Annotated in this window: 15 protein-coding genes; 2 read left to right on the forward strand and 13 right to left on the reverse strand. The window is 56.8% G+C overall.

Features of this window, described 5'->3' with window-relative positions; all coding sequences use genetic code 11:
• The first annotated feature begins 9 nt into the window (after window positions 1–9).
• Both GWQ29_RS11605 and fabA read left to right on the forward strand, forming a co-directional pair.
• Complete coding sequence (locus tag GWQ29_RS11605; protein ID WP_275919478.1) at window positions 10–1,986, forward strand: Lon protease family protein; 1,977 nt, start codon at window positions 10–12, stop codon at window positions 1,984–1,986.
• A gap of 80 nt (window positions 1,987–2,066) precedes the next feature.
• The gene (fabA, locus tag GWQ29_RS11610; RefSeq protein WP_005315696.1) at window positions 2,067–2,627 is read left to right on the forward strand and encodes a 3-hydroxyacyl-[acyl-carrier-protein] dehydratase FabA; all 561 of its coding nucleotides are present in this window, start codon (window positions 2,067–2,069) and stop codon (window positions 2,625–2,627) included.
• 84 nt (window positions 2,628–2,711) lie between these two features.
• Here the strand turns inward: fabA and rmf are convergent, their stop codons facing one another.
• From rmf to GWQ29_RS11675, 13 genes are all read right to left on the reverse strand, one after another.
• Window positions 2,712–2,888 carry a ribosome modulation factor gene (gene rmf, locus GWQ29_RS11615; RefSeq protein WP_010674759.1) on the reverse strand — a complete coding sequence of 59 codons (177 nt, stop codon included), beginning with the start codon at window positions 2,886–2,888 and terminating at the stop codon, window positions 2,712–2,714.
• A 162-nt stretch (window positions 2,889–3,050) separates the two neighbouring features.
• Complete coding sequence (locus tag GWQ29_RS11620) at window positions 3,051–4,688, reverse strand: DUF3466 family protein (RefSeq protein ID WP_275909205.1); 1,638 nt, start codon at window positions 4,686–4,688, stop codon at window positions 3,051–3,053.
• Window positions 4,689–4,696: 8 nt separating this feature from the next.
• On the reverse strand, window positions 4,697–6,607 hold the full coding sequence (locus GWQ29_RS11625) for an ABC transporter ATP-binding protein (protein ID WP_087755692.1): 1,911 nt from the start codon (window positions 6,605–6,607) through the stop codon (window positions 4,697–4,699).
• A gap of 71 nt (window positions 6,608–6,678) precedes the next feature.
• Window positions 6,679–6,918, reverse strand: a complete 240-nt coding sequence (locus GWQ29_RS11630; RefSeq protein WP_099993245.1) for a glutaredoxin family protein — start codon at window positions 6,916–6,918, stop codon at window positions 6,679–6,681.
• Complete coding sequence (gene rlmKL / locus GWQ29_RS11635) at window positions 6,918–9,113, reverse strand: bifunctional 23S rRNA (guanine(2069)-N(7))-methyltransferase RlmK/23S rRNA (guanine(2445)-N(2))-methyltransferase RlmL (RefSeq protein WP_275909203.1); 2,196 nt, start codon at window positions 9,111–9,113, stop codon at window positions 6,918–6,920. The genes GWQ29_RS11630 and rlmKL overlap by 1 nt, the downstream gene beginning before the upstream one ends.
• A gap of 746 nt (window positions 9,114–9,859) precedes the next feature.
• The gene (locus tag GWQ29_RS11640; protein WP_265462301.1) at window positions 9,860–10,396 is read right to left on the reverse strand and encodes a cell division protein ZapC; all 537 of its coding nucleotides are present in this window, start codon (window positions 10,394–10,396) and stop codon (window positions 9,860–9,862) included.
• Between the two features lie 87 nt (window positions 10,397–10,483).
• Window positions 10,484–11,494 (reverse strand): quinone-dependent dihydroorotate dehydrogenase, encoded by a 1,011-nt coding sequence (gene pyrD / locus GWQ29_RS11645; protein ID WP_275919479.1) that lies wholly within the window; start codon window positions 11,492–11,494, stop codon window positions 10,484–10,486.
• 46 nt (window positions 11,495–11,540) lie between these two features.
• The gene (locus GWQ29_RS11650) at window positions 11,541–16,382 is read right to left on the reverse strand and encodes an NAD-glutamate dehydrogenase (RefSeq protein WP_275919480.1); all 4,842 of its coding nucleotides are present in this window, start codon (window positions 16,380–16,382) and stop codon (window positions 11,541–11,543) included.
• Window positions 16,383–16,660: 278 nt separating this feature from the next.
• Window positions 16,661–16,882, reverse strand: a complete 222-nt coding sequence (locus tag GWQ29_RS11655; protein WP_005315647.1) for a DUF2835 domain-containing protein — start codon at window positions 16,880–16,882, stop codon at window positions 16,661–16,663.
• Between the two features lie 113 nt (window positions 16,883–16,995).
• On the reverse strand, window positions 16,996–19,620 hold the full coding sequence (gene pepN / locus GWQ29_RS11660) for an aminopeptidase N (RefSeq protein WP_275919481.1): 2,625 nt from the start codon (window positions 19,618–19,620) through the stop codon (window positions 16,996–16,998).
• 136 nt (window positions 19,621–19,756) lie between these two features.
• The gene (gene prc, locus GWQ29_RS11665; RefSeq protein WP_275919482.1) at window positions 19,757–21,772 is read right to left on the reverse strand and encodes a carboxy terminal-processing peptidase; all 2,016 of its coding nucleotides are present in this window, start codon (window positions 21,770–21,772) and stop codon (window positions 19,757–19,759) included.
• 8 nt (window positions 21,773–21,780) lie between these two features.
• Window positions 21,781–22,413, reverse strand: coding sequence for an RNA chaperone ProQ (proQ, locus tag GWQ29_RS11670; protein WP_017412180.1), 633 nt, complete (start codon window positions 22,411–22,413; stop codon window positions 21,781–21,783).
• Between the two features lie 106 nt (window positions 22,414–22,519).
• Window positions 22,520–22,978, reverse strand: coding sequence for a GAF domain-containing protein (locus GWQ29_RS11675; protein ID WP_005315627.1), 459 nt, complete (start codon window positions 22,976–22,978; stop codon window positions 22,520–22,522).
• Window positions 22,979–23,087 lie beyond the last annotated feature (109 nt).

Consider the following 23,087-nt stretch of genomic DNA (forward strand, 5'->3'; position numbering starts at 1 on the left):
ATATCTTAAGTGGCTGAATTAACATCAGAACAACTAAAACCCGCTTTCGCGATTGAACAGTTCCCTGCACTTAGCGAGCTAGAACCCATTCCCTTCGCTGCCTTGCAACCCAGAGTGATTTCCGGCATCAAGCGCCTCGCCAGTTTTGATGGTGATTGCCCGGTCATGCTGCTCAATGGTTTCCCCGGCGCTGACTATGAAGGTGTGTGCCAGACATTGATCGCTGCCTCCAATGGCAAGGATGGTGACCTGTTTGACCTCTGTTATACGGAAAACTTGAACAACCCGTTCAAACCGATCTGGTTGCGTCTGCAACCCGGTACCGGCATCGAGTTTTGCGAAATGGTTGGCGAACTGCTCAAACTGATGAGCCACCATCTGGATGCCGAGCGTCTGGTCACTCGCATCATGCGCAAGCAGAACAACGATCCCAAGATCGATGACTTTCTTTCCGATCTGGCGGCCCATGTGGCTCAAGGACTCGAATTCCAGCACCCTGTGCTCATCAACCTGCTGATCCACCATGAAGATCAGGAAGCTCCGGTGATTTATGGCCGGGATCTGAACTGGGATACCCTGTTCGGCTCCATCAACTATCAGACCGAACAAGGCTCTGTTTACGCCAACCAGCATCTGCTGGAGCCGGGTCTGTTGCGTCAGGCCAATGGCGGCTATCTGATATTGCAACTCGACGAGCTGCTGGATCAGCCCCACCTCTGGTTCAAGCTCAAGAATGCCATTCAGAAAGGCGAACTGGACTGGAATGCCTATCAGGAAGGCAAGACCCTGACTCCCTTCTTTACCCCGGAAGCGACCCCCATCAAGCTCAAGCTGATCCTGGTCGGTGACCGCCTCGAGGTATCCGAGTTCCAGATGCTGGACAGGGACATGTCCGAGCGCATCTTCCTTCGTGCGGATCTGGTATCAGAGGTCAACATTGATGAAGACCTGCCTGAATTTCTGCAGTATCTGGCATGGTTACGCGAGCGTTGGACACTGCTGGACTTCACCCCGGCCGCCCTCGCCGCCCTCTGTCGCCATGCCAGTCGCCTGTGTGACCATCAGGAGTGGCTCTCTCTGTCCGAGATACAGCTCGGTGCCATCATGCGCATGGCGGACAGCCTGGCCCGTGAAATGGAAGCCGAAACCGTGACTGATGAGCATATCCGGTTGGCCCTTGAAGAGCAGGACTACCGCCTAAATTATCTGGTTGAACAGTCTGATCAGGGCGTCATTGACGGCCAGATCCTGTTGCAAACCGATGGTGAGGAGATCGGCCAGATCAATGGCCTGTCCGTCATTCAGGTCTCGGGTCATCCCTATGATTTTGGCGAACCTGTACGTCTCACCGCGACCGTGCATCTGGGCGATGGCGACATAGCGGATGTCGAACGAAAAGCTGAGCTGGCTGGCCATATCCACGCCAAGGCGATGATGATCATTCATGGTTATCTCTCCAACAAATTTGGTGCAGAAACCCCCTCGCCGCTCTCTGCCAATCTGGTGTTCGAGCAGTCCTATCATGAGATCGATGGTGACAGCGCCTCTCTGACCGGCCTGTGCGCCCTCCTCTCTGCCCTCGCCCGCCAGCCCATCTATCAACACTTTGCCGTCACCGGCGCGGTCGATCAGTTCGGCAATGTGCAGGCGGTAGGTGGTGTGAACGAGAAGATTGAAGGCTTCTTCCGGGTGTGCAAAATCCATGGCATCACAGGTAAGCAAGGCATCATTCTGCCGAGCACCAACATCCAGCAGTTGAACCTCTCAGACGAGGTGATTGCCGCCGTCGAAGCAGGTCAGTTCCACATTCATCCGGTGGACCATGTGGAAGAGGCTATCGAGCTGCTGACTGGCTGTGTAGCGGGTGAGCCGGACATGCTGGATACCCTGTTTGGCCGGATCCAGCAGCGACTGGACGAATTGAATGGCACCGCGTTCAAGGGGGGCTTGATCCGCCGCCTGCTGGGCCGGTTGTTCAGCCTGTAATAAAGAAGAGATCGGAGTTGTTTAGCGCACAAGTGTACGCTAAATTGGCCCGGCTTTGACCCATATGAAGGATAAACAGCGTGACCGTAGACAATACCACCATTGATCCCCGCCTTTCCCTGTGTGAACAAGGCAAAGACTCGTTTACCCGTGAAGAGCTGCTCGCCTGCAGCCGTGGCGAATTATTTGGTGAGGGTAACAGTCAGCTGCCCGCCCCCAACATGTTGATGATGGATCGCATCGTCAAGATCAACGACAACGGTGGTGAGCACGGCAAGGGCGAGATCCTGGCAGAGCTCGACATTACGCCGGACCTCTGGTTCTTTGACTGCCATTTCCCGGGTGACCCCGTTATGCCAGGCTGTCTGGGTCTGGATGCAATGTGGCAACTGGTCGGCTTCTTCCTCGGCTGGAAAGGCGGTCCGGGCAAAGGCCGTGCACTGGGTGTGGGTGAAGTGAAATTCACTGGTCAGATCCTGCCGACCGCCAAGAAAGTGACCTACAAGATCACCTTCAAGCGCGTCATCAACCGCAAACTGGTCATGGGGATCGCCGATGGCGTCGTGGAAGTCGATGGCCGTCCCATCTATAGCGCCAGCGATCTGAAAGTGGGCCTGTTCAAAGATACCACTGCATTCTGATCGACTGATTTAGTGGTAATGAAGAGATAACGTAAAGGGGCCTCAATGGCCCCTTTCCTTTTGTAATGAGTGATGAAGTACCAATTACTTCATGAAGAGGCCTGAACCCCGCCCTTCCATGGCGTCTCGCCAACCACCAAGCCAATGCCCTCGGGCATCCAGGCATTGGTACGGACACGCTTCTTTCTGTTTGCCGACCACGCCAGCCTGATAACCACGAGCGCGAGCTCTTTCCAGACGGTCCCGTTTTTGTCTCTTCATCATCTACGACCCTCTTCGTGGAACAAAAAAAGCGACCAATTTTTCATCGGTCGCTTTCATCTTTACCCCACGAGATGGGCAGGGTCAAACAAAAAATGTCATGCTATCCGGTCATTGTGACACAAGACACTGAACCACATTAATTTTTAGTGACATCCCATTTTATCGTTGGTAACGGCGCAGCCAGGTAAATGGCAGGGCCAGCAGAGTCAGCCAGAACAGGCTGCCACCACCACCACTGCCACCATCCTGACCGGTCTGGTTATTGACCGGCGCATTGGCGACCACATAGCTTGCAGGCTCGTTGTTCTTGTAATCGGCAACGGCTGGCGTCAGCTTCACGCTAACGATGGTTGAATTGGTACGATTGTTGAGATCGCTCTCGCTGTTATAGCGAAAAGCCGTCGCAGCGACAGTACCATCCGTGCTGATGCCGCTGGCATATGCGATGTGATAGAAGTAGCCGTTCTGAGCGCATTTTTTGGCGCCAGCATCGTCGAGACCACAAATCAGGTCGTTCAGATACCAATTTTTACCGGTCGCGGCGTTGAGCAGGAAACCTTCCTGCATGCGGTTGGTGCCATTGACCACAGGTTGGGTCTGGTGACGAGAATCACGCCAGCCCACGACCATGTTGTGGTTGTTGATGGCGGCAGCTTCCGAGCCTGCACCGCTGATTGGGCTGTCTTGCAACGGTACACTCGCCGTCTGTTTGGTATTCAAGTTGAACACAAACATCTCGACCGGGCGGTTTTGACCCTTGTTGATGCGATAGCGCTGGTTGCCAATCACATAACCGTTGTCATTGACCCCCACAGCCCAGCTGTGTTGCAGCTTGGCGTCATCCTTGCCCGGCTCGCCTTCGGCCAGCGGTATGGTCTGGGTGGTACCGACCTTGCCACCGGCCAGATCCAGCGTCCAGTATGCCGCCAGGTTGCGGCCATCCAGGTAGTTGCTGCCAATTTCACCGGTGGAGGAGTAACCCACACCATACAAGCTGCCATTGACGTTGGCGACCCCGAGGGCCGACGCCGTCTGGATCACTTCGTTACGGCCACGGGAATACTCGTTGGCCTGGATCAGCTTGTTGAAGGTGCCAGTGCTGTTGAGCAACCAGAAGCTGGCCTGGGTGTTGAGGCCCGGGCAGTAGCGGTAGTCGCCATACTGGCCGTCGTTACCGGAGAAGCACCAGTTGTAGGTCTCGGAATTGACGGCGATGTTCTTGCCAGTGGCAGCGGTGCCGGTCACCAGGTACTGGCCGTTATCCAGCTTTTTGATGCTGGTTGGCACGCTCAGGCTGTGGGTGCTGGCGCCATCCTTTAGGCTGACGGCGTTACCTTCCTCGACGATGGCAAATGCGGTGCGCAGCTTGCCATCCATCTTGTAGCCCACACGAGTGCCCGCTACGTCACCCAAAGCGGTAACCAAGCCATCAGTTTCGTTGCTGACTAGGTCACCCACGTTGCTGCGCTGATCGGTTTTGGCCAGAAAGTCGACACGCCACTGATACGCAAAGTTGCTCTTGTCGTTCCAGAAGGCGTTGCAAACCGAGTTCGAGAGCATGCAGCCCTGCTCAAAACGGAAACGATCGACCAGGAAGTCAGCAAACCGCACAGTCGAGAAGTGCTCGGCCATGTCGTTTTTGGTGTTGATCCCGACTAGCCCGTTGCCATCGGCACTGATCGCGCTGGCGAATCCCTTGTCAGACCCGTCGACAATGGTGAAAAAGGGGCTTTGTGCCGCCTGGGCGTGCAGGCTGGCGCTGACCAGAATGGCCAGCATGGATAATTGCTTTTTCATCTACTTCCTTAGTCCTGATGTTTCAACGCTTCCAACTCCTCCCAACGGGAGAAGGCTTGTTCCAATGCAGCCTCTGCTGCATTCAGGGCATCCAGTTTGAGCTGGGTTTGATCGCTCGGCAACGCGAAGAAACCGGGATGGTTTACCTCCGCCTGCAGAGCATTCAGCTCAGTCTCCAGCTGTTCCAGTCGGGCCGGTAGATTATCCAGCTCCAGCTGCAACTTGTAAGAGAGTTTTTTGACTTTAGAGGCAGCAGGGCTTGCCACAGCGACAGGCTCTGGCGTTTTGACCTGAGCCGCTTTTGCCGCCAGCTGTGTGCTCTGCTGGGCCCGCGTCGCCATCATGTCGGCATAACCGCCCACGTAATCGCTGATACGTCCATCCCCTTCAAACAACCAGCAACCTGTCACTGTATTGTCGATAAAGCGACGATCGTGACTGACCAGCAACAGGGTGCCAGGATAGTCCGCCAGCAGCTCCTCCAGCAATTCCAGCGTTTCGACATCCAGGTCATTGGTTGGTTCATCGAGGATCAGTAAATTACTGGGCTTCAAGAACAATTTGGCCAACAGTAAACGGTTTTTTTCGCCCCCTGACAAGGCTTTCACAGGGGTACGTGCCCGCTTGGGTTCAAACAGGAAGTCCTGCAGGTAACCCAGAATGTGACGGGAACGGCCGCGCACCATCACTTCCTGCTTGCCCTCCCCCACGTTGTCCATCACCGTCTGCTCGGGATCGAGCTGATCGCGATACTGGTCAAAGTAGGCCACTTCCAGCTTGGTGCCCCCCTTGACCAAACCACGGCTGGGCTCGAGTTGGCCAAGCAGCAACTTGATGAGGGTCGATTTGCCGCAACCGTTAGGACCCACCAGGGCGATCTTGTCGCCACGCAGCACCTGCAGATCCAGCCCCTGGAACAGGGTACGATCGCCGAAGTCCAGCCCCAGCCCTTCGGTTTCGAACACCAGCTTGCCGGAACGATTCACATCGTCCATTTGCAGCTTGGCCTTGCCCTGCAGCTCGCGACGCTGGGAACGCTCCATCCGCATCGCCTCAAGGGCACGTACCCGGCCTTCGTTGCGGGTACGGCGCGCCTTGATGCCCTGACGTACCCACACCTCTTCCTGGGCCAGCTTGCGATCGAACTCGGCATGTTGCAGCTCTTCAACCCGCAGTGCCTCTTCCTTGCCTTGCAGATATTCGTCGTAGTTGCCAGGCCAGGAGGTGATCACGCCGCGGTCGAGATCGATGATCCGGGTCGCCAGCTTGTGGATGAACTCCCGATCGTGGGAGATGAAGACGATGGCGCCGCGAAAATCCTTGAGGAAATCTTCCAGCCAGTTGATGGCTTCGATATCCAGGTGGTTGGTCGGCTCATCGAGCAGCAGCAGATCCGGATCGCAGGCCAGCGCACGGGCCAGGGCCACTTTACGCAACCAGCCACCGGACAGGCTGTCCAGGGTTGCATCGGGATCGAGGTTCAGCAGGGTCAGTACCTGGCTGATGCGGGTCTCGAACTGCCAGCCATTCTGATAGTCGAGCTGTTCTTGCAGATCGCTCATGATGCGTATGTTGGCATCGCTCGGATCGTGGGCCAGCTCCATGGAGATATGGTGATACTGCTTGAGCAGCTCGCCGACACCGGCCAGCCCTTCGGCCGTGTAGTCAAACACAGTGAGGTCACTCGATGCAGGCGGATCCTGCTCGAGGCGAGTCACTTTCAGATCCTGCTGCTGTACCATGCGCCCGTCATCGAGCGGCAGTTCGCCGGCAATGATCTTCATCAGGGTGGACTTGCCCGCCCCGTTGCGCCCGACCAGACAGAGACGCTCACCGCGCTCAATGCTGAGCTCGGCATTGTCGAGCAGCGGGAAATCACTGAACGACAGACAAGCGCCGTGCAATGTTAATAAAGCCATGTTTCTTCCTTTTTACCTGATGAAAAAAGCGGGGCCAGATACTCTCTGCCCCCCTTTTTCTCTATTCGTGCTCAGCCGTGACTGGCCTGCGCAGTTACCCAGACACCGAGTTCTGCCAACGTAAAGGGCCAGCCAAGTTCGCGACCGGCCTCATCGCGCAGCACCGGAATGCGTACCCGATAAGCAGCGAGCCATTCGGCATCATTGATGATGTCACACTGGCGGGTCTGGCTGGCCAATCCGGCCTCCTCCACCAGCTGCCATGCCTGTTCGCACAGGTGGCAGCCGTCGGTGTGAAACAGGGTCAGCATCAAGCCTCCGCTGGCACGTCGGCGTGGGTGATGCTCCAGCAGTTGTGGATATGCTGGTTGCGCTCGAAGTCCTTGGGACGCGTCTTGCTCGTGATGTTCTGCGCCTTGAGGCCAGCGGCCTCGAGCCCGGCCAGATCCATCTTGAAGTGACGCTTGTTGTTGGAGAACACCAGGGTGCCATCGGCCGCCAGCAGACGCTTCAAGTGCTGCATCAGCAGCAGGTGATCGCGCTGCACGTCGAAGCTCTCATCCATCCGCTTGGAGTTGGAGAAAGTCGGCGGATCGATAAAGATGAGGTCGTACTGATCGTCCGCTTCCGACAGCCACTTCAGGCAATCAGCCTGCACAAACTTGTGCTGACGGCCCACCAGCGAGTTGAGACGCATGTTGTCCTGCGCCCAGTTCAGATAGGTGTGGGACATGTCGACCGTGGTGGTCTCGCTGGCACCGCCCAGACCCGCATGCACTGTGGCACTGCCGGTATAGGCAAACAGGTTCAGGAAGCGCTTGCCCTTGGCCATCTGGCCCAGCATGCGGCGAGTCTGACGGTGGTCAAGGAAAAGGCCGGTATCCAGGTAGTCGTAGAGGTTGACCCACAGACGGGCACCGTACTCCTGCACCTCCATCCGGTGCTGCTCTGCGGCGAGCTTCTGATACTGCTGTTTGCCCTCCTGACGCTCGCGCACCTTCAGGATCACCTTCTCGCCGTCCATGCCAGTCACCTTAATGGCGGCCTGCACCATGTCGAGCAGACGCTGGCGAGTTTTCTGGGTGGGGATGTCTTTGGGCGCGGCGTACTCCTGCACCACCAGGTAATCCTGATAGCGGTCGATGGCGGCATTGTATTCCGGCAAGTCCGCATCGTAGAGGCGGTAGCAGTCGATGCCCTCTTTGCTCGCCCATTTCTCGAGGGTTTTAAGATTCTTGCGCAGACGGTTGGCAAAGTCCTGCGCCACCTCTTTCTGGGAGGCCACGGAATCCAGTGCAATCTGGTAGTTGCGCAGCTGACATTCAAGCGCCCCGTTGAACAGACGATATTGCTTGTCGGCACGCAGACGCAGACAGCTCAGCAGCTCGGGCGAGGCAGAGAGAATGGATACGCGCCAGCCCTGGAAGCCACGACGCAAGGCATCGCCGAGTGCCTGATGCACTTCGAGCAAGGCCGGAAACTCGCCGAGACGCTCGCCATAGGGCGGGTTGGAGATAAGCATGCCGACTTGACGGGCTTCCCCCTGACTCACTTCCCCTTCAACAACGGCCGGCATCGGCAGCGGATTTTCAAGCTGGGTCACATCGGCTTGCTTGAAGGTGATGAGGTGGGCCACACCGGCCGCCTTGGCGTTGTCGCGGGCTTTCATGAGCACACGGGGGTCGGCATCGCAGCCAAACAGCTTCACTTCGCAGCGTTGCATGCCACGCTTGGCGCGCACCTGGGCTTCCATCATCAGGCTCTGCCAGAGTTCGCTGTCGTGTTGCAGCCAGCGATCGAAACCGAAGCGCTCGCGGCGCAGCGCCGGCGCCATGTCGGCGGCGATGAAGGCCGCTTCGATCAACAAGGTGCCGGAACCACACATGGGGTCCATCATGGGCTCACCGGCCCAGCCGCTACGGGCAATCATGGCACAGGCCAGGTTCTCTTTGAGCGGTGCTTCGCCTGTGCCCTGACGATAGAAACGTTGGTGCAGCGCCGGGCCTGACAAGTCCAGCGTGATATTGGCCTTGCCTTTGCCCAGATGCGCCATGATGCGAATATCCGGCGCCTTTTTGTCCACATCCGGGCGCACATGACCGCGTTTGGTGAAGCGATCAACGATGGCATCCTTGATCTTCAGCGCACCGTACTGGGTATTGCGAATGGCCGGGTTGGTACCGGTAAAGTCCACCGCAATGGTGGAGGTGCCGGAGAAGTGCTCTTCCCAAGGGATGGTGTGGGCGCCCAGATAGAGATCCAGATCGTCGTTCATCTGGAATTCGGACAGCACCAGCACGATGCGGGAAGCAAAACGGCTCCACAGACAGGCCTTGTAACCAATAGCCAGTTCGCCTTTGAAGTGAACGCCGGCGACAGTCTCACGGACCTGCTCTGCGCCCAGTGTGGTCAGCTCGTCGGCCAACAGGTTTTCCAGCCCCTTGGGGCAGGTTGCAAAAAATTCTTTCATCACGCTCACGGGGATGCCATAAAAATAGTGCCGCATTATACCTTAAGAGCCGATCCGGAGCAGCAAAAGCTTCGCGCTGGCTCTACAAACAGGGCCCGTGGACAGGTACAGGCAAGCCTGCTCCCCATCCCCATTTATCTGACATACGCAAGAAGGCTTGGCCAATTGACATATAGGAACCTGATGGAGATGTGATGCTCATGTGGGTCAGCTTGTGGGTCAGCTATAGACGAGCGGTCATCAGATGACCCCGGATATTCATTGCCTCGTCAGAGCAAGATGCTATGTAATGGCGTCCATATCCGGGTATGAATGCTCCACCGTTATTCACACTAATTGCCATATCTGACAGGCGTCAAACAAGACTCATTGCGTTATTATCTTTCCGACAGAGCAAGTCCTTTCTGTACCCCGTGTTTTGCCCTCCCGTTATCGTCCGTAAACCGGGAGGGCTATTTTTTTGGGCGCGGCCTGGCGATAGCCTATTTATGCCGGACTGTCATATCTATCAGGTTTCAGAAGAAACAATTCCCTCTAACATGACCCGGCTGTTGAAACAAACCATCCATTCCTTCTGTCGTGTGTGTTTTACGCCCTCTTATCCTGTTTGGTAGGAGGGCTTTTTTGTGGGCATAACATGAGAGGCAAAAAGTACTATGGCGCGACAGAAAAGGGGCTATTCACCAAATAGGATGGGCATTGAGGAGCAACAACAAAGGGGCAAAAAAATATCGGACGAACAAAATCAGACTAAATATTGAGCACGTTTACTTGGATGAGTATCAGCTCACCTGACGATATTGTGTCTGGGTTGCAACTCTGGCGGCCATGCGGTTGTTCATCACCTTGATCACACCAAAGCGCGGCAGGATCTTGCTGGTAGTCAGTATCAGATCCTCAGTCAGATTGAGGCACACGCTGGCCTGTTCACCTGCTTCGATCACCATGAACTCCCCCTTGCCATGAGGTGTATTCATGCACACCAAGGATCCGGTTTCAGGAATAATAAAGGGGTGGACCTCACCAAAGAACCAGCTTTGTGGCATCAGTGGTTTATAAAAGCGACTGACAGCGATGGCATTGAGTACCAGCTGGACCTGATGTGGCGTACTCCAGTCGAGTTCGACAGCTTTGTCCATCAATTGATAATAGAGGGCAGCATCATCCACACAAAAAGGTTGGGTGGTGAAGGAGCTGGGCACCAATTGTCGCCCTTTATATTCAGTAGCGAATATCATGCGATCGGATAAATCCAGCATCAGACGATCATCATGAGCATCATAATGCCACTGCCAATTGTCATTGGGTTGGATACACATGGGGGTGCCCTTACTGAAAGTCGTTACTCGACTTTATTCCATGTCGAGAATTTCAGCAACTTTAAATAAAGGGCACCCGTTTATTTCTTAAATATGAGTCACAATTTCTTTGACCAGACTCGGGCCCTTATAAATAAAGCCGCTATAAATCTGGACCAGACTGGCACCCGCAGCGAGCTTCTCCCGCGCAGCCATGGCGCTGTCGATACCCCCTACCCCTATGATGGGCAGTGCACCGTCCAGAGCCTTGGCCAGCTGGCGAATAACTTCTGTGCTCTTGTGCTGCAACGGACGCCCACTGAGGCCACCGGCTTCACCGGCATGGGGCATGTCATAGATCATCTCCCGATCCAGGGTTGTATTGGTGGCAATCACGCCATCGATCCTGTTTTTGATCAAGGATGCAGCGACCTGATTAATTTCATCCAGACTCAAGTCCGGTGCAATTTTAACGGCGAGCGGCACGTACTTTTTATATTGGGCGGCCAGCTCTTGCTGACGCATTTTGAGGGCTGCGAGCAACTCATCGAGGGCATCACCGTATTGGAGCGAACGCAGGCCCGGAGTGTTGGGGGAAGAGATATTGACGGCAATATAACCGGCATGATCATAGACCTTGTCCATGCAGATCAGATAATCGTCCTTGCCCTGCTCTATCGGGGTGTCTTTGTTCTTGCCGATATTGATGCCGATGACCCCCTGGTATTTGGCTTTCTTGACCTGCGCCACCAGATGATCGACACCCTTATTGTTGAATCCCATGCGGTTGATGATCCCCTCTGCCGGAATAACCCGGAACAGACGGGGCTTGTCATTGCCACTCTGGGGTTTGGGGGTGACGGTACCGACTTCTATAAAGCCAAACCCCATGGCCCCGAATGCATCGATGCACTCCCCGTCTTTATCCAGCCCGGCTGCCAATCCGACCGGATTGGCAAAATAAAGCCCCATGACAGTGACGGGGCGTTTGGGCAATGAATGGCGGAAGAAACAATCAAGTGGCGTACCGAGAAGGCGGGGCAAATATTTGATGGAGAGATCGTGTGCCTGTTCGGGATTGAACTTGAACAAGAAATGCCTGGCGAGGGGGTACAACATTTTTGCTCCTTAAAAAAGCCCCGGCAACTGGCCGGGGCTTTCGGGGTTATGCCGAGGTTCGGCAATTCAACTGGAGCAGGTTCAACTCTCGCAAGGCCACCGAGAACTTGGCGAACTCGTGGGTACTCGTGGTCTTGAAGTCGGCCAACATATGGGTCCAACGGGACAAGAGTTGCTCATGCTCCGAAATCCAGTCGGCCAGTATGGTAGCGCATTCTCCCTGCTCTTTGCACCCTTCCAGTACCACAGATGTGAGACTGCGTTGCTGCCAGTCCAGATCTTCACGGAACGATGCCCGTGCCATTGCCTGCCAGTGGTTGCCAACCGGCTGATGGTTGATCTGCTCAAGGAACCAGTGCAGATCCAGCTTGGCACCGAGACGATAGTAGACATTGGCGGCACGCAGTATGTCGGTCTTGTGCTCAGCGGCAATCTGCGCCAGATCCAGGCTGGAGAAGAGACTGCTCATGTGAGCCACCTGACGGGCGATGGCATCCGGCACCTGCTTGGCCACCAGCGCAGCGACTGCCTGCTGGTGCTCTGCGACCTCGCTCTCGTCCATCACCTCGTAGAGGTGGGTCGCCAGGGTCTCGAACGCCGGACGGAAGAAAGCGATGTTCTCAGCGATGCTCCAGCTGCGATTGCGGGCACGCAGGAACCAGCGAGTAGCACGACGCACAATGCGGCGGCTGTAGAACATCAGCTCGAGCTGGGTCTGGGCATCCACCAGGTTGTCACACGCTTCGATGTCACGCCACAGGGCCCCCAGGCCAAACACCTCACGAGCCATGGCGAAGCAGCAAGCCACTTCCGCCACGGAGGCACCGGTCTCGTCCTTCATCCGGCTGGCGAAGTTGAGCCCCATGTCGTTGACCAGCATGTTGGCCACCCGGGTCGCAATGATTTCGCCACGCAGCGGGTGCTGGGCAAGCGCGGCACCAAACTGCTGCTGCAACTTGGCCGGGAAGCTGGTGACCAGCATGTTGGCCAGGAAAGGCTCCTCGGTGATCTCAGGGCAGTTGAGCTGCTCCTTGAGCACCATCTTGCCATAAGCCACCAGCACCGCCAGCTCGGGACGGGTCAAGCCCTGCCCTGCCGCCATCCGCTCGGACAGCTCCTCATCGGAGGGCAGGAACTCCAGCCCCCGATCCAGCTTGCCTTCACGCTCCAGCCCCTGGATGAAGCGTTGCTGCTCTTTCAGTTGCTCGGTGCCACGGAAACTGGTGACCGAGATGGACTGGGACTGGCGGTAGGCGTTGGTAATGACAATTTGCGCCACATCGTCGGTCATCTCATACAGCATCTGGTTGCGCTGCTTGAGGGTCATATCACCGGCAGCCACCAGCTGGTTGAGCAGGATCTTGATGTTGACCTCGTTGTCGGAGCAATCCACCCCGCCCACGTTGTCGGTGAAGTCGGTGTTGATGCGGCCACCCTGGCTGGCGTATTCCACCCGACCGAGCTGGGTAAAGCCCAGGTTGCCACCCTCGCCGACGATGCGAGCACGCAGGTCGCCACCATTGACCCGCAGCACATCATTGCTGCGATCCCCCACTTCGGCGTCGCTCTCGCGGGCGCTCTTCACATAGGTGCCGATACCGCCGTTCCAGAGCAGGTCCACATTCAGACAGAGCAGCGCCTTGATCAGCTCGTTCGGGGCCATGCTGGCCTTGTCGGTACCAAGCAGTGTCTGGATCTGCGGGCTCAGCTTGATGGACTTGGCCGAGCGCAGGAAGATGCCCCCCCCTGCCGAGATGAGGTCACGGTTGTAGTCATCCCAGCTGGAGCCAGGCAGTTCGAACAGGCGCTTGCGTTCGACGAAGCTCTTGGCCGCATCGGGGGTCGGGTCGATGAAGATGTGCATGTGGTTGAACGCACCCACCAGCTGGGTATGCTCGGAGAGCAGCATGCCGTTGCCGAACACGTCGCCCGCCATGTCACCCACCCCTACGCAGGTGAAGTCGGTGGTCTGGCAATTGATGCCGATTTCACGGAAGTGACGCTTGACCGATTCCCAGGCACCACGGGCCGTGATCCCCATCTTCTTGTGGTCATAACCGACTGAGCCGCCGGAGGCGAATGCATCGCCGAGCCAGTGGCCATACTCCTGGCTTATCTCGTTGGCGATGTCGGAGAAGGTGGCCGTCCCCTTGTCAGCCGCCACCACCAGGTAGTAGTCATCCTCGTCGTGACGCACCACGGATTTGGGCGGGATCACCTCGCCCTGAATGATGTTGTCGGTCACATCCAGCAGACCGCGGATGAAGAGGCGATAGCAGGCCTTGCCCTCTTCCTGGATAAGGGCGCGGGCGGCCCCCACCGGCATCTGCTTGCAGTAGAAGCCGCCCTTGGCGCCCACCGGCACTATGACGGTGTTCTTCACCTGCTGCGCCTTGACCAGACCCAGTACCTCGGTGCGGAAATCTTCCTTGCGATCGGACCAGCGCAGGCCACCACGAGCCACCTTGCCCCAGCGCAGATGCACCCCTTCCACCCGCGGCGAGTAGACGAAGATTTCGAATTTGGGCAGCGGCAACGGCATGTCGGTAATGCTGGCCGGTGCAAGCTTGAAGGAGATGTAGGGCTTGATCTGCCCAGCCTTGTCCAGCTGGTAGTAGTTGGTACGCAGGGTGGCGTCGATCATCTCCACAAAGCGGCGGATGATGCGATCGTCGTCCAGGTTCGCGACCTGATCCAGTTTGGCTGCCAGTTGATCATGGAGCTTGGCCTGTACCTTGGCATCTTGCTTGCTGGCAGGATCGAGGCGCTGCTCGAACAGGGTAAACAGCAGTTGGGCGATGTCAGGATAACGGGTGAGGGTCTCTTCGATATAGGACTGGCTGAAAGAGACCCCGGTCTGGCGCATGTATTTTGCGTAGGCACGCAGCACAGAAACCTGACGACCCGTGAGGCCGGCCCCCAGTACCAGACGGTTGAAGCCGTCATCTTCCAGCCCCTTGTTCCAGACGGCGGCGAAGGCTTCCTGGAATCGCTGCTGGCTCTGCTCAAGATCAAAGGGCTGTTCACCGCGCAGCAACATGGAGAAATCGAGGATCCAGAATATATCCCCTGAAGGGGTACGCACCTGATACGGGGTCTCACCGATCACCCGCAGCCCCATGTTTTCCAGCATGGGCAGCACATCGGAGAGGTGAATGGGCTCGGTGCGATGGAACAGCTTGAGGCGAACCCGGCGATCGTTCTCTTCTTCCTGAGCGCGGTAAAACAGCATGCCCAGCGGTTCGGCTTCGCTCAGGTTGTCCAGCGCCATGATGTCTGCCACAGCGGAGCCCGGCAGCACATCTTCCTTGTAGGCACGGGGGAAGGCGCTGCTGAAACGGCCACGCAAGGCATTGCCACGGGCCTCGCCATAATGGGAGAGCAGCACGGAGTCGAGTCGGTCGTCCCAGCTGCGGGCCGCTTCAATCAGGTTGTTCTGTACTTCGTTCACGTCTACATCCACGTTATTATTGTTGACCCGCACTATGTATTGGGTCCGCGCGAGCACGCCTTCGGAGAAGTAGACGTTGAACTCCACCTCTTCGCTGCTGCCGAAATATTTTTGCAAAATCTGCTGGGTCTTGACCCGCAGCGCCGTGTTGTAGCGCTCCTTGGTGACATAGACCATGCAGGAGAAGAAACGACCGTAGACGTCGCGGCGCACGAACAAGCGCAACATGTCACGCTCCTGCATCTCCAGCACACCGAGACCGGTGGCCAGCAGCTCCTCTTCACGAGCCTGGATCAACTCGTCGCGGGGGTAGGTTTCCAGCACGTTGAGCAGCGCCTTGTAGGCGTGTGAACCCTTCTCATGACCGGAGGAGGCCATGATGCGTTCCAGCCGGTGGCTGATAAGCGGGATCTGGGTAGCACTGGTGTTGTAGATGGAAGAGGCGTAGAGACCGATGAAACGATCTTCCCCTACTACCTTGCCGTGCTCGTCAAAGCGCTTGATGCCGATGTAATCCACATAGGCAGGGCGGTGGACGCGGGACTTGCTGTTTGACTTGGTGAGGATAAGCAGATCGGAGCTCAACGCAGCATGGCGGGCGCTGGCCGGCATATTGCCAAGGCGCTGACCCTCATCCTTGATGGAGTTCTTCATCAGGCCCAGGCTGGATTCCGGCAGCGGCAGTATCTCGTGATCGCCCTCCACCGCCTTGACGTCATAGCGGCGATATCCCATCAGGGTGAAGTTGTGGGCAGCGACCCACTTGAGGAAAGCCACACAGGAGTTGACCTCCTCCTTGCTGACCGGGTTCTTGCGCTTGGGCAGCTCGTCGATGATCTCGTTCAGGCGACCCAGCATGGGTTGCCAGTCCCCCACCGCCAGTGCCACTTCCCCGGCAACCGAGTTGAGCTCGGCAGCCAGCGCATCCATCTGCTCATCACCGGTCAGGTGATCGATCTCGATGAGGAAGGCGGTTTCGACCGAAGTTTGTCCGGCCGTATTGTCGAGATCCAGAATGGCGCTGATCTTGCCTTCGTTGCCACGAATAAGGTGCAGCGGCTGGTGCAGCATCATGTGCGCCGTGATGTTCAGACGCTTGAGTGCCATCCGGATGGAGTCCACCAGGAAGGGAGAATCCTGCAGTATGATCTCGACTATGGTGTGGGGAGACTGCCAACCGTGGCGGGTCAGCTCGGGGTTGTAGACCCGGATGTAGGGTTGCGTGCTGGTACGCTGGTTGAGCGCATTCCACAGGCTGAGCGCGGCGCCGTAGAGATCGCTGTCATTGCGATCGTGCAGATCGGTGCTGGCCATGTTGCCGTAGAACTTGGCAACGAAGCATTCGACCAGGGAGGCACTCTTCTTGGGCAACTTCTGATGGATCAGGCTGAGAACGTTTTCGAGCAGAACTGAGGTAGGGGCGTCTTTCAATGCCATTGCTATATTCCTTATCGGACGACATGAACCACCGACGGAAAGACATCCACCCTGGATGCCCACCGGTACAGAGTTGCTGCGAAGTGTAATGTCTTGGATCAAGGAAGGCGAGCAAAGGTGATAACGACTTGTTAAAAACAAGGGGCAGATCACGGCTTGAGCTGTGAAATATTTTGCCAATTTGGCAAAAAACAGAAAATCCCACTGGGTGATTACGGATTTACCGGATAGATAGTGACTGAAAGCAGATAATTACTCGGGATCCTGTTCGAATTTTGTTAACTTATGCGCTCAAGGCTGATAAAGCGATAATCATCCTGTGTTTTCAGCCGAAAATAGCCGTATACCCCACTGATAGTGACAAATGGCCGGATTTTTTCCAAGGCCAGCTCTATGGTGAGCCCCTGTTCGGTACGTACCACCAGCCGCCTGGCGTGCCCCTGATACATCAACAGTATGTCATCGCTACTGAGTGACAGCCGAAAGGTAAACTGCTTCAACACTGACTCCTTCTCGATAGCGCCCGACCATGATGTGGTCACTGCGGCGCCTTGCTCGATGGTGTTTTCAACAAAAAGGGCAGGAGAGCTAGGCTCCCCTGCCCCGTCAACACTTACTGCTGTAGCGCCTTGCTCACCTTCTCGAACAGATCCCGTGCCAGTCCGTCCAGGTTGAACAGCCGGAGCAGCTCTGCGCGGATCAGGGCCTTGCGCCCTTCATCCAGTCGCTTGAACTGAATGAGCGGTGTGATGAGGCGAGAAGCCACCTGGGGATTGACCTCGTTGAGCTCGATGAGGATATCGGTCAGGAAACGGTAACCACTGCCATCGATGGCATGGAACTGCACCTGGTTGCTCATGGCAAAACTGCCGATCAGTGCTCGCAGCCGGTTCGGGTTGCGAATGCTGAAGGTGGGATGGGCCATCGCCTGACGAACCTCACTGAGGACATCGGTCGCCGGTTTGCTGCCCACCAGTCGCAGCCAGTTGTCCAGTACCAGCCCATCCCTGGCCCATTTGCCTTCAAAGTCCGCCAGCAGTTCGGAACGGCACGGCAGCAGATAGCCGTTGGCCACCTGTAGCGCCGCCAGGGTATCGGTCATGTTGTCGGCATTGGCGTATTGCTGGCGCACCAGCGCATCAGCGTGCGCGGCATCCAGTGCCGCCAGATAACCGAGCACAACCCCTTTGAGCGCACGCTTTGCCATATCGGCATGCACCACCTGATAGCCTTGCAGTTGCAGGCTCGCATAGGTGGATGCCAATCGAGCGCCGAACGCTGCGGCAAGACGAGCATGAATAGCATCGCGCACCTGATGGATGGCATCGATATCGGCCACCTCGAACAGCTCGGCCAGGGTAGCTTCCCCCGGCAGGGCAAGGATCTCGGCCTTGAGTGCCGGATCCAGCGAGGCGTCATCCAGGATGGCGACAAAGGCTGCCAGCAGGGTCTCGGAGACATCGACTCCCTGTCCGTGCTGCACCTGCACAACCCCTTCCATCACCGCCTTGTTGATCAACATCTGGGCCGCATCCCAACGGGCAAATTCGTTGCGGGCGTGGCGCATCAGGAAGGCCAGTGCCTCGTCGCTGTAGTCATAATGCAGCTTGACCGGCGCGCTGAAGTCCCGCAGCAAAGAGGGAACCGGCTTGACTGTCACCTTATCGAAGATAAAGGTCTGCTCTGCTTCGAGCACGTCAAGCACCTGGCCTATTTCCTTGCCCTGATATTGCAGCGGGATGACTACGCCATTTTGGTCATACAGCTCGATGTCGAGGGGGATGTGCAGCGGCAGTTTCTGCGGCTGATCCTGAGTCGGCGGCGTGTGCTGGCTCACATGCAGGCGATAGACGCCGCTGGCAGCATCGTACTCATCGGTCACTGTCAGCTCAGGGGTGCCGGACTGGCTATACCAGCGGCGGAACCGACCGAGATCTCGGCCTCCGGCATCTTCCATCGCCTGCACGAAATCATCACAGGTCACCGCCTGACCGTCAAAGCGCTCGAAATAGAGGCGCATACCCGCCTGGAAATTCTCTTCTCCCAGCAGGGTATGCAGCATGCGGATCACTTCCGACCCTTTCTCGTAGACGGTCAGGGTGTAGAAGTTGTTCATCTCGATCACCACATCCGGGCGGATGGGGTGGGCCATGGGGCCGGCATCTTCGGCAAACTGCGGACCGCGCACGGTACGCACATTGTTGATGCGGTTGACGCCGCGCGAACCCAGATCGGAGGAGAACTCCTGATCCCGGAACACCGTCAGCCCCTCTTTGAGGCTGAGCTGGAACCAGTCGCGGCAAGTGACCCGGTTACCGGTCCAGTTATGGAAGTATTCGTGACCTATGACCCGCTCGATACCGTGGTAATCGCTGTCGGTGGCAGTGGCCGGGTTGGCCAGCACGAACTTGGAGTTGAAAACGTTCAGCCCCTTGTTCTCCATGGCGCCCATGTTGAAGAAGTCCACCGCGACGATCATATAGATGTCGAGGTCGTACTCGAGGCCAAAGCGCTGCTCGTCCCAGCGCATGGAGTTGATCAGGCTCTCCATGGCGAAACCGGCTCTGTCCAGGTTGCCCTTGTCGACGAAGATCTCGAGGGCTACCTTGCGGCCGCTTTTGGTCGTGTAGTGGCTGCGCTCTACGTCAAAGTCACCGGCCACCAGGGCAAACAGGTAGCTCGGCTTTGGGAAGGGATCCTGCCACTGCACGAAGTGGCGACCGCCATCCAGCTCACCGCTGTCGACCTTGTTGCCGTTGGAAAGCAGGAAGGGATACTTGGCCTTGTCGGCGGTGATCCGGGTGCTGTAACGGGCCAGTATGTCGGGGCGGTCCAGATAATAGGTGATGCGGCGAAAACCTTCGGCCTCGCACTGGGTGCAGTAGGCATCACCTGACTTGTAGAGTCCTTCCAGCGCCGTGTTGGCGGCAGGATCCAGCAGTGTGACTATGGTCAGCACACATTCGACCGGCAGGTTGAACAGGGTCAGGGTGTTCTCCCCCTGTTCGTGCTCTTGATAAGGCACGCCATCCACGCTGACACTGTGCAGGGAGAGCCCCTCACCATCCAGTACCAGCGGCTCATTATGTTCACCGTTACGGCGCAGACGGGAGATGGCGGTGACCTGGGTCAGCGGCTCCTGCAGTTGAAAATCCAGATCGATGCTGTCGATCCAGTAGAGCGGAGCCTGATAATCCTGGCGATATTTGGCCGTCATGGCCTGGGAGTGATCGGTCATTATTGTTTGCTTCCACGCTTGTAATTGACGTGTCAGAGGCTGTCACAACCGGTTGGCAGGGTCAAATAGTTTGCATTCAGGCAAAAGAAAGGGCGACCTGAGTCGCCCTTGTGTACCTGTTATTGCCAAGCCAACGTCAGCCTTGTTTGCTGAGTTTGGCCAGATCCGCCGTGATATTGGCCGCTTCGATCAGATACTCGTCGGGGGCTTCAAAATCCGCCGGCAATTCGTCGAGACTCTTCACCGCAGGTTTGCCAAGGCGTGCCAGACGTTCGTTGGTGCGCAACAGCGCCTTCTCGTCCTGCTTGGCCTGCTCTGCCAGACGTTCCGCCTCATTGAGGGAGACAGACTTCTTGTCGTGCTCCACCTTGTAGTCGGCGATGTCCTGCATCACATAGGCAAACTCGGGATCCTTGGCGATCCGTGCCTCGTGGGCCGTTTTCAGCTTGGGCAAGAGGCTGGCGAAGTTACCGAGTTTTTTGTAACTGGCCGAGGCAATCTTGTCCCAGGGCAAGGCGTTGAACTCGCGACTTTCACCCGTCTCATCCGGTGCTACCGCAGTGGGGAAACCGATGTCGGGAGCGACGCCCTTGTTCTGGGTGCTGCCACCGTTGATCCGGTAGAACTTGGCAATGGTGTATTGCACGTGACCCAGCGGCTGCTCGTAGAAGTCATAGACTTTGGCGAGGCTGCGATGCTGCTGCACAGTGCCTTTGCCAAACGAGTTTTCGCCGAGGATCAGGGCACGGCCATAATCCTGCATGGCGGCGGCAAAGATCTCGGATGCAGACGCGCTGTACCTGTCGATCATCACCGACATGGGGCCACCGTAATAGATGTTGCCATCGTCATCGCCATTGACCGTGATACGGCCCATGTGATCACGAATTTGCACCACGGGCCCGCCAGCAAAGAAGAGACCGCTCAGGGCAGAGGCTTCGGTCAACGCACCGCCGCCATTGCCGCGCAGATCGACGATCAGGCCTTCGATCTTCTGCTTGTTGAGGCTGGAGATCTCCTTGATCACATCATCGTGAAGGTTGACGTAGAAACTCGGGATTTCGAGCACCCCAATTTTCTTGCCTTCCGCTGTGATCACTTTGGACTTGGCGGCCCTGTCTTCCAGGCGCACCTTGTCGCGGGTCAGCTCGATCTGCTCGGTCTTGACGCCGGCGCCCTTGCCGCGCTGGATCTCCAGCTTGACCTTGCTGCCTTTGGGTCCCTTGATGAGCTCGACCACGTCATCAAGACGCCAGCCAATCACATCGACAATCTTGCCATCGTCCTGCCCTACCCCGGTGATCTTGTCATCGGGTTTGAGGTGGTTGGACTTGGCAGCCGGGCCACCCGGCACCAGGGAGCGAATGACGGTAAAGTCATCCTCTGCCTGCAACACGGCTCCGATGCCTTCCAGCGAGAGGTTCATCTCGGTGTTGAAGCGATCGGCGCTGCGCGGGGAGAGATAACTGGTGTGCGGTTCGATGGCGCGGGCGAAGGAGTTCATGAAGAGCTGGAACACATCCTCGCTCTCGGTCTGGGACATCCGCTTGATGGCGTTGTTGTAACGCTTGCCAAGCAGCTCCTTGATCTCGGGCCACTCCTTGCCGCTGAGCTTGAGGCTCAGGGCATCGAACTTGACCCGCTGGCGCCACAACTCGTTGAGTTCGCCTTCATCTTTGGGCCAAGCCGCCCCTTCCCGATCAAAGAGGTAATTGTCGGGCTGGGTAAAATCGAAAGGGGTATCGAGCAGTTTGAGGGCGTATTCGAACCGCTCATAACGCCGCTGCTGACTCAGATTGAACATCTCGTAAGCAGGCGCCAGCCGTCCTCTTTCGAGATCGGTGTCAAAGCCGTTACGGTACTTTTCAAAGCGGCTGATATCAGAGGCCAAAAACAGGTTTCGGCTGTAGTCCAGATTCTCCAGATACTTGTCGTAAATCACGGAGGAAAAGGCATCGTCCAGCTTGAACTGCTTGTAATGCGAGCGGGTAAACAGATTGGCAATTCGCTTGCTAGCCGTAGCATGTTGGCTCTCTTGAGCCAACACAGGCAAATCACTTTCCTTGAGCACCGGCTCGATGGCCTGTGCAAGCCCGGCAAGCGCCAGGCTACAGGCAACGAGGGAAAAACGAATTACGCCATGCTTCAACATTTGTCTCCTTAGAGAACCAGATGCTCAAATTTGACCCGCAGCATCATGCCGGTCTGCAGTTGGACCTGAACGTCATCCTTGGTCACTTCCTTGATGGTCGCCGGCACCGGAGACTTGCCCAGCACGACCCTGACACCCTGATCCACTTTCAGATTGGCGGCATCGACCTTCACCAGAGGCGCATCGGCAACGACTGCCTTGGGTGCGGCCTTGGGCTTGTCAGATTTGGCGGCAGCATCGGCCTTGCGCGGGGCAGGACGACGGGGCTGCTTGGCCTTCTCTTCTTTATTGTTGGTGCGGCGGCTGGCAAAGACACGCTCTTTGCTCTCTTTCAGCGCTTGCTTGGCGTGCTCGATGTGCTCTTCGGTGAGCAGCTCGCCCGGGTTGCCGTCCAGATCGACACGGGCCTGGCCGGCTTTGAGGCCATGCAGGTAACGCCAGCTGGAGGTGTATTGACGCAGTGCAGAGCGCAGCATGGTCTTGGAGACTCTGGCATCGTCAGCGAGACGCTCGGCCAAATCCTGGAAGATGCCAATCTTGAGCGGCTTGGCCTCTCCTTCAGCAATGAAGCAGGCCGGGAACTTCTCGACCAGGTAGGCAACGATCTCTTTACTGTTCTTCAGCTTTTCAGTGTTTTCCATGTATAACCTTGGCTTTCATATAAACGCGCGGGTACGCCCGAGCACAACACAACAAAGGCCCCATTATAGAGAGCTTGGGGCCTTTTGCGAACCATCTAGCAATGACTTAGAGCATGCTTTCCAATATTTGCACCGTTTCTTCGAGTCCAATCCGGTCTTTCTCATCAAAACGGTTAAAAATTGGACTGTCGATATCGAGCACGCCGATAATCTCGCCACCACGGCGCACCGGGATCACGATTTCGGCATTGCTGGCACCATCGCAAGCGATATGCCCTTCAAATTGATGCACATCGTCAATGAGCTGGGTTTTACCCTCAGCAACCGCAGTGCCGCATACCCCACGCCCAACCGGAATACGCACGCAGGCCGGTTTGCCCTGGAAGGGCCCGAGTACCAGAGTATCTCCCTGCAACAGGTAGAAACCCACCCAGTTGATGTCGGTCAGCTCCAGTGCCAGCAAGGCGGAGAGATTGGCCAGATTGGCAATGAGGTCCGGCTCCCCTTCCAGCAGGGCCTGTGCTTGCTGGTTGAGTCCGCGATAAAATGCTTGTTTTTCAATCATGATTAAATGAACTTCACTCCTTGATAATCTGTGCAAGGTAACGCCCTGCCTGAAAATTTCAAATCAATTTTCACCTCAACCCCATCCTCTTCTTATTTAAAGGAGAGGA

The sequence above is a fragment of the Aeromonas sp. 2HA2 genome (assembly GCF_029237345.1).
Classification (GTDB): Bacteria; Pseudomonadota; Gammaproteobacteria; order Enterobacterales; family Aeromonadaceae; genus Aeromonas; species Aeromonas salmonicida.

Excerpts from the sequence above, each read along its gene's own strand:
- rmf (WP_010674759.1), bottom strand. The coding sequence starts at position 2,888 with ATGAAGAGACAAAAACGGGACCGTCTGGAAAGAGCTCGCGCTCGTGGT.
- GWQ29_RS11620 (WP_275909205.1), bottom strand. The coding sequence starts at position 4,688 with ATGAAAAAGCAATTATCCATGCTGGCCATTCTGGTCAGCGCCAGCCTG.
- GWQ29_RS11625 (WP_087755692.1), bottom strand. The coding sequence starts at position 6,607 with ATGGCTTTATTAACATTGCACGGCGCTTGTCTGTCGTTCAGTGATTTC.
- GWQ29_RS11630 (WP_099993245.1), bottom strand. The coding sequence starts at position 6,918 with ATGCTGACCCTGTTTCACACCGACGGCTGCCACCTGTGCGAACAGGCA.
- rlmKL (WP_275909203.1), bottom strand. The coding sequence starts at position 9,113 with ATGCGGCACTATTTTTATGGCATCCCCGTGAGCGTGATGAAAGAATTT.
- GWQ29_RS11640 (WP_265462301.1), bottom strand. The coding sequence starts at position 10,396 with ATGTGTATCCAACCCAATGACAATTGGCAGTGGCATTATGATGCTCAT.
- pyrD (WP_275919479.1), bottom strand. The coding sequence starts at position 11,494 with ATGTTGTACCCCCTCGCCAGGCATTTCTTGTTCAAGTTCAATCCCGAA.
- GWQ29_RS11650 (WP_275919480.1), bottom strand. The coding sequence starts at position 16,382 with ATGGCATTGAAAGACGCCCCTACCTCAGTTCTGCTCGAAAACGTTCTC.
- pepN (WP_275919481.1), bottom strand. The coding sequence starts at position 19,620 with ATGACCGATCACTCCCAGGCCATGACGGCCAAATATCGCCAGGATTAT.
- prc (WP_275919482.1), bottom strand. The coding sequence starts at position 21,772 with ATGTTGAAGCATGGCGTAATTCGTTTTTCCCTCGTTGCCTGTAGCCTG.
- proQ (WP_017412180.1), bottom strand. The coding sequence starts at position 22,413 with ATGGAAAACACTGAAAAGCTGAAGAACAGTAAAGAGATCGTTGCCTAC.
- GWQ29_RS11675 (WP_005315627.1), bottom strand. The coding sequence starts at position 22,978 with ATGATTGAAAAACAAGCATTTTATCGCGGACTCAACCAGCAAGCACAG.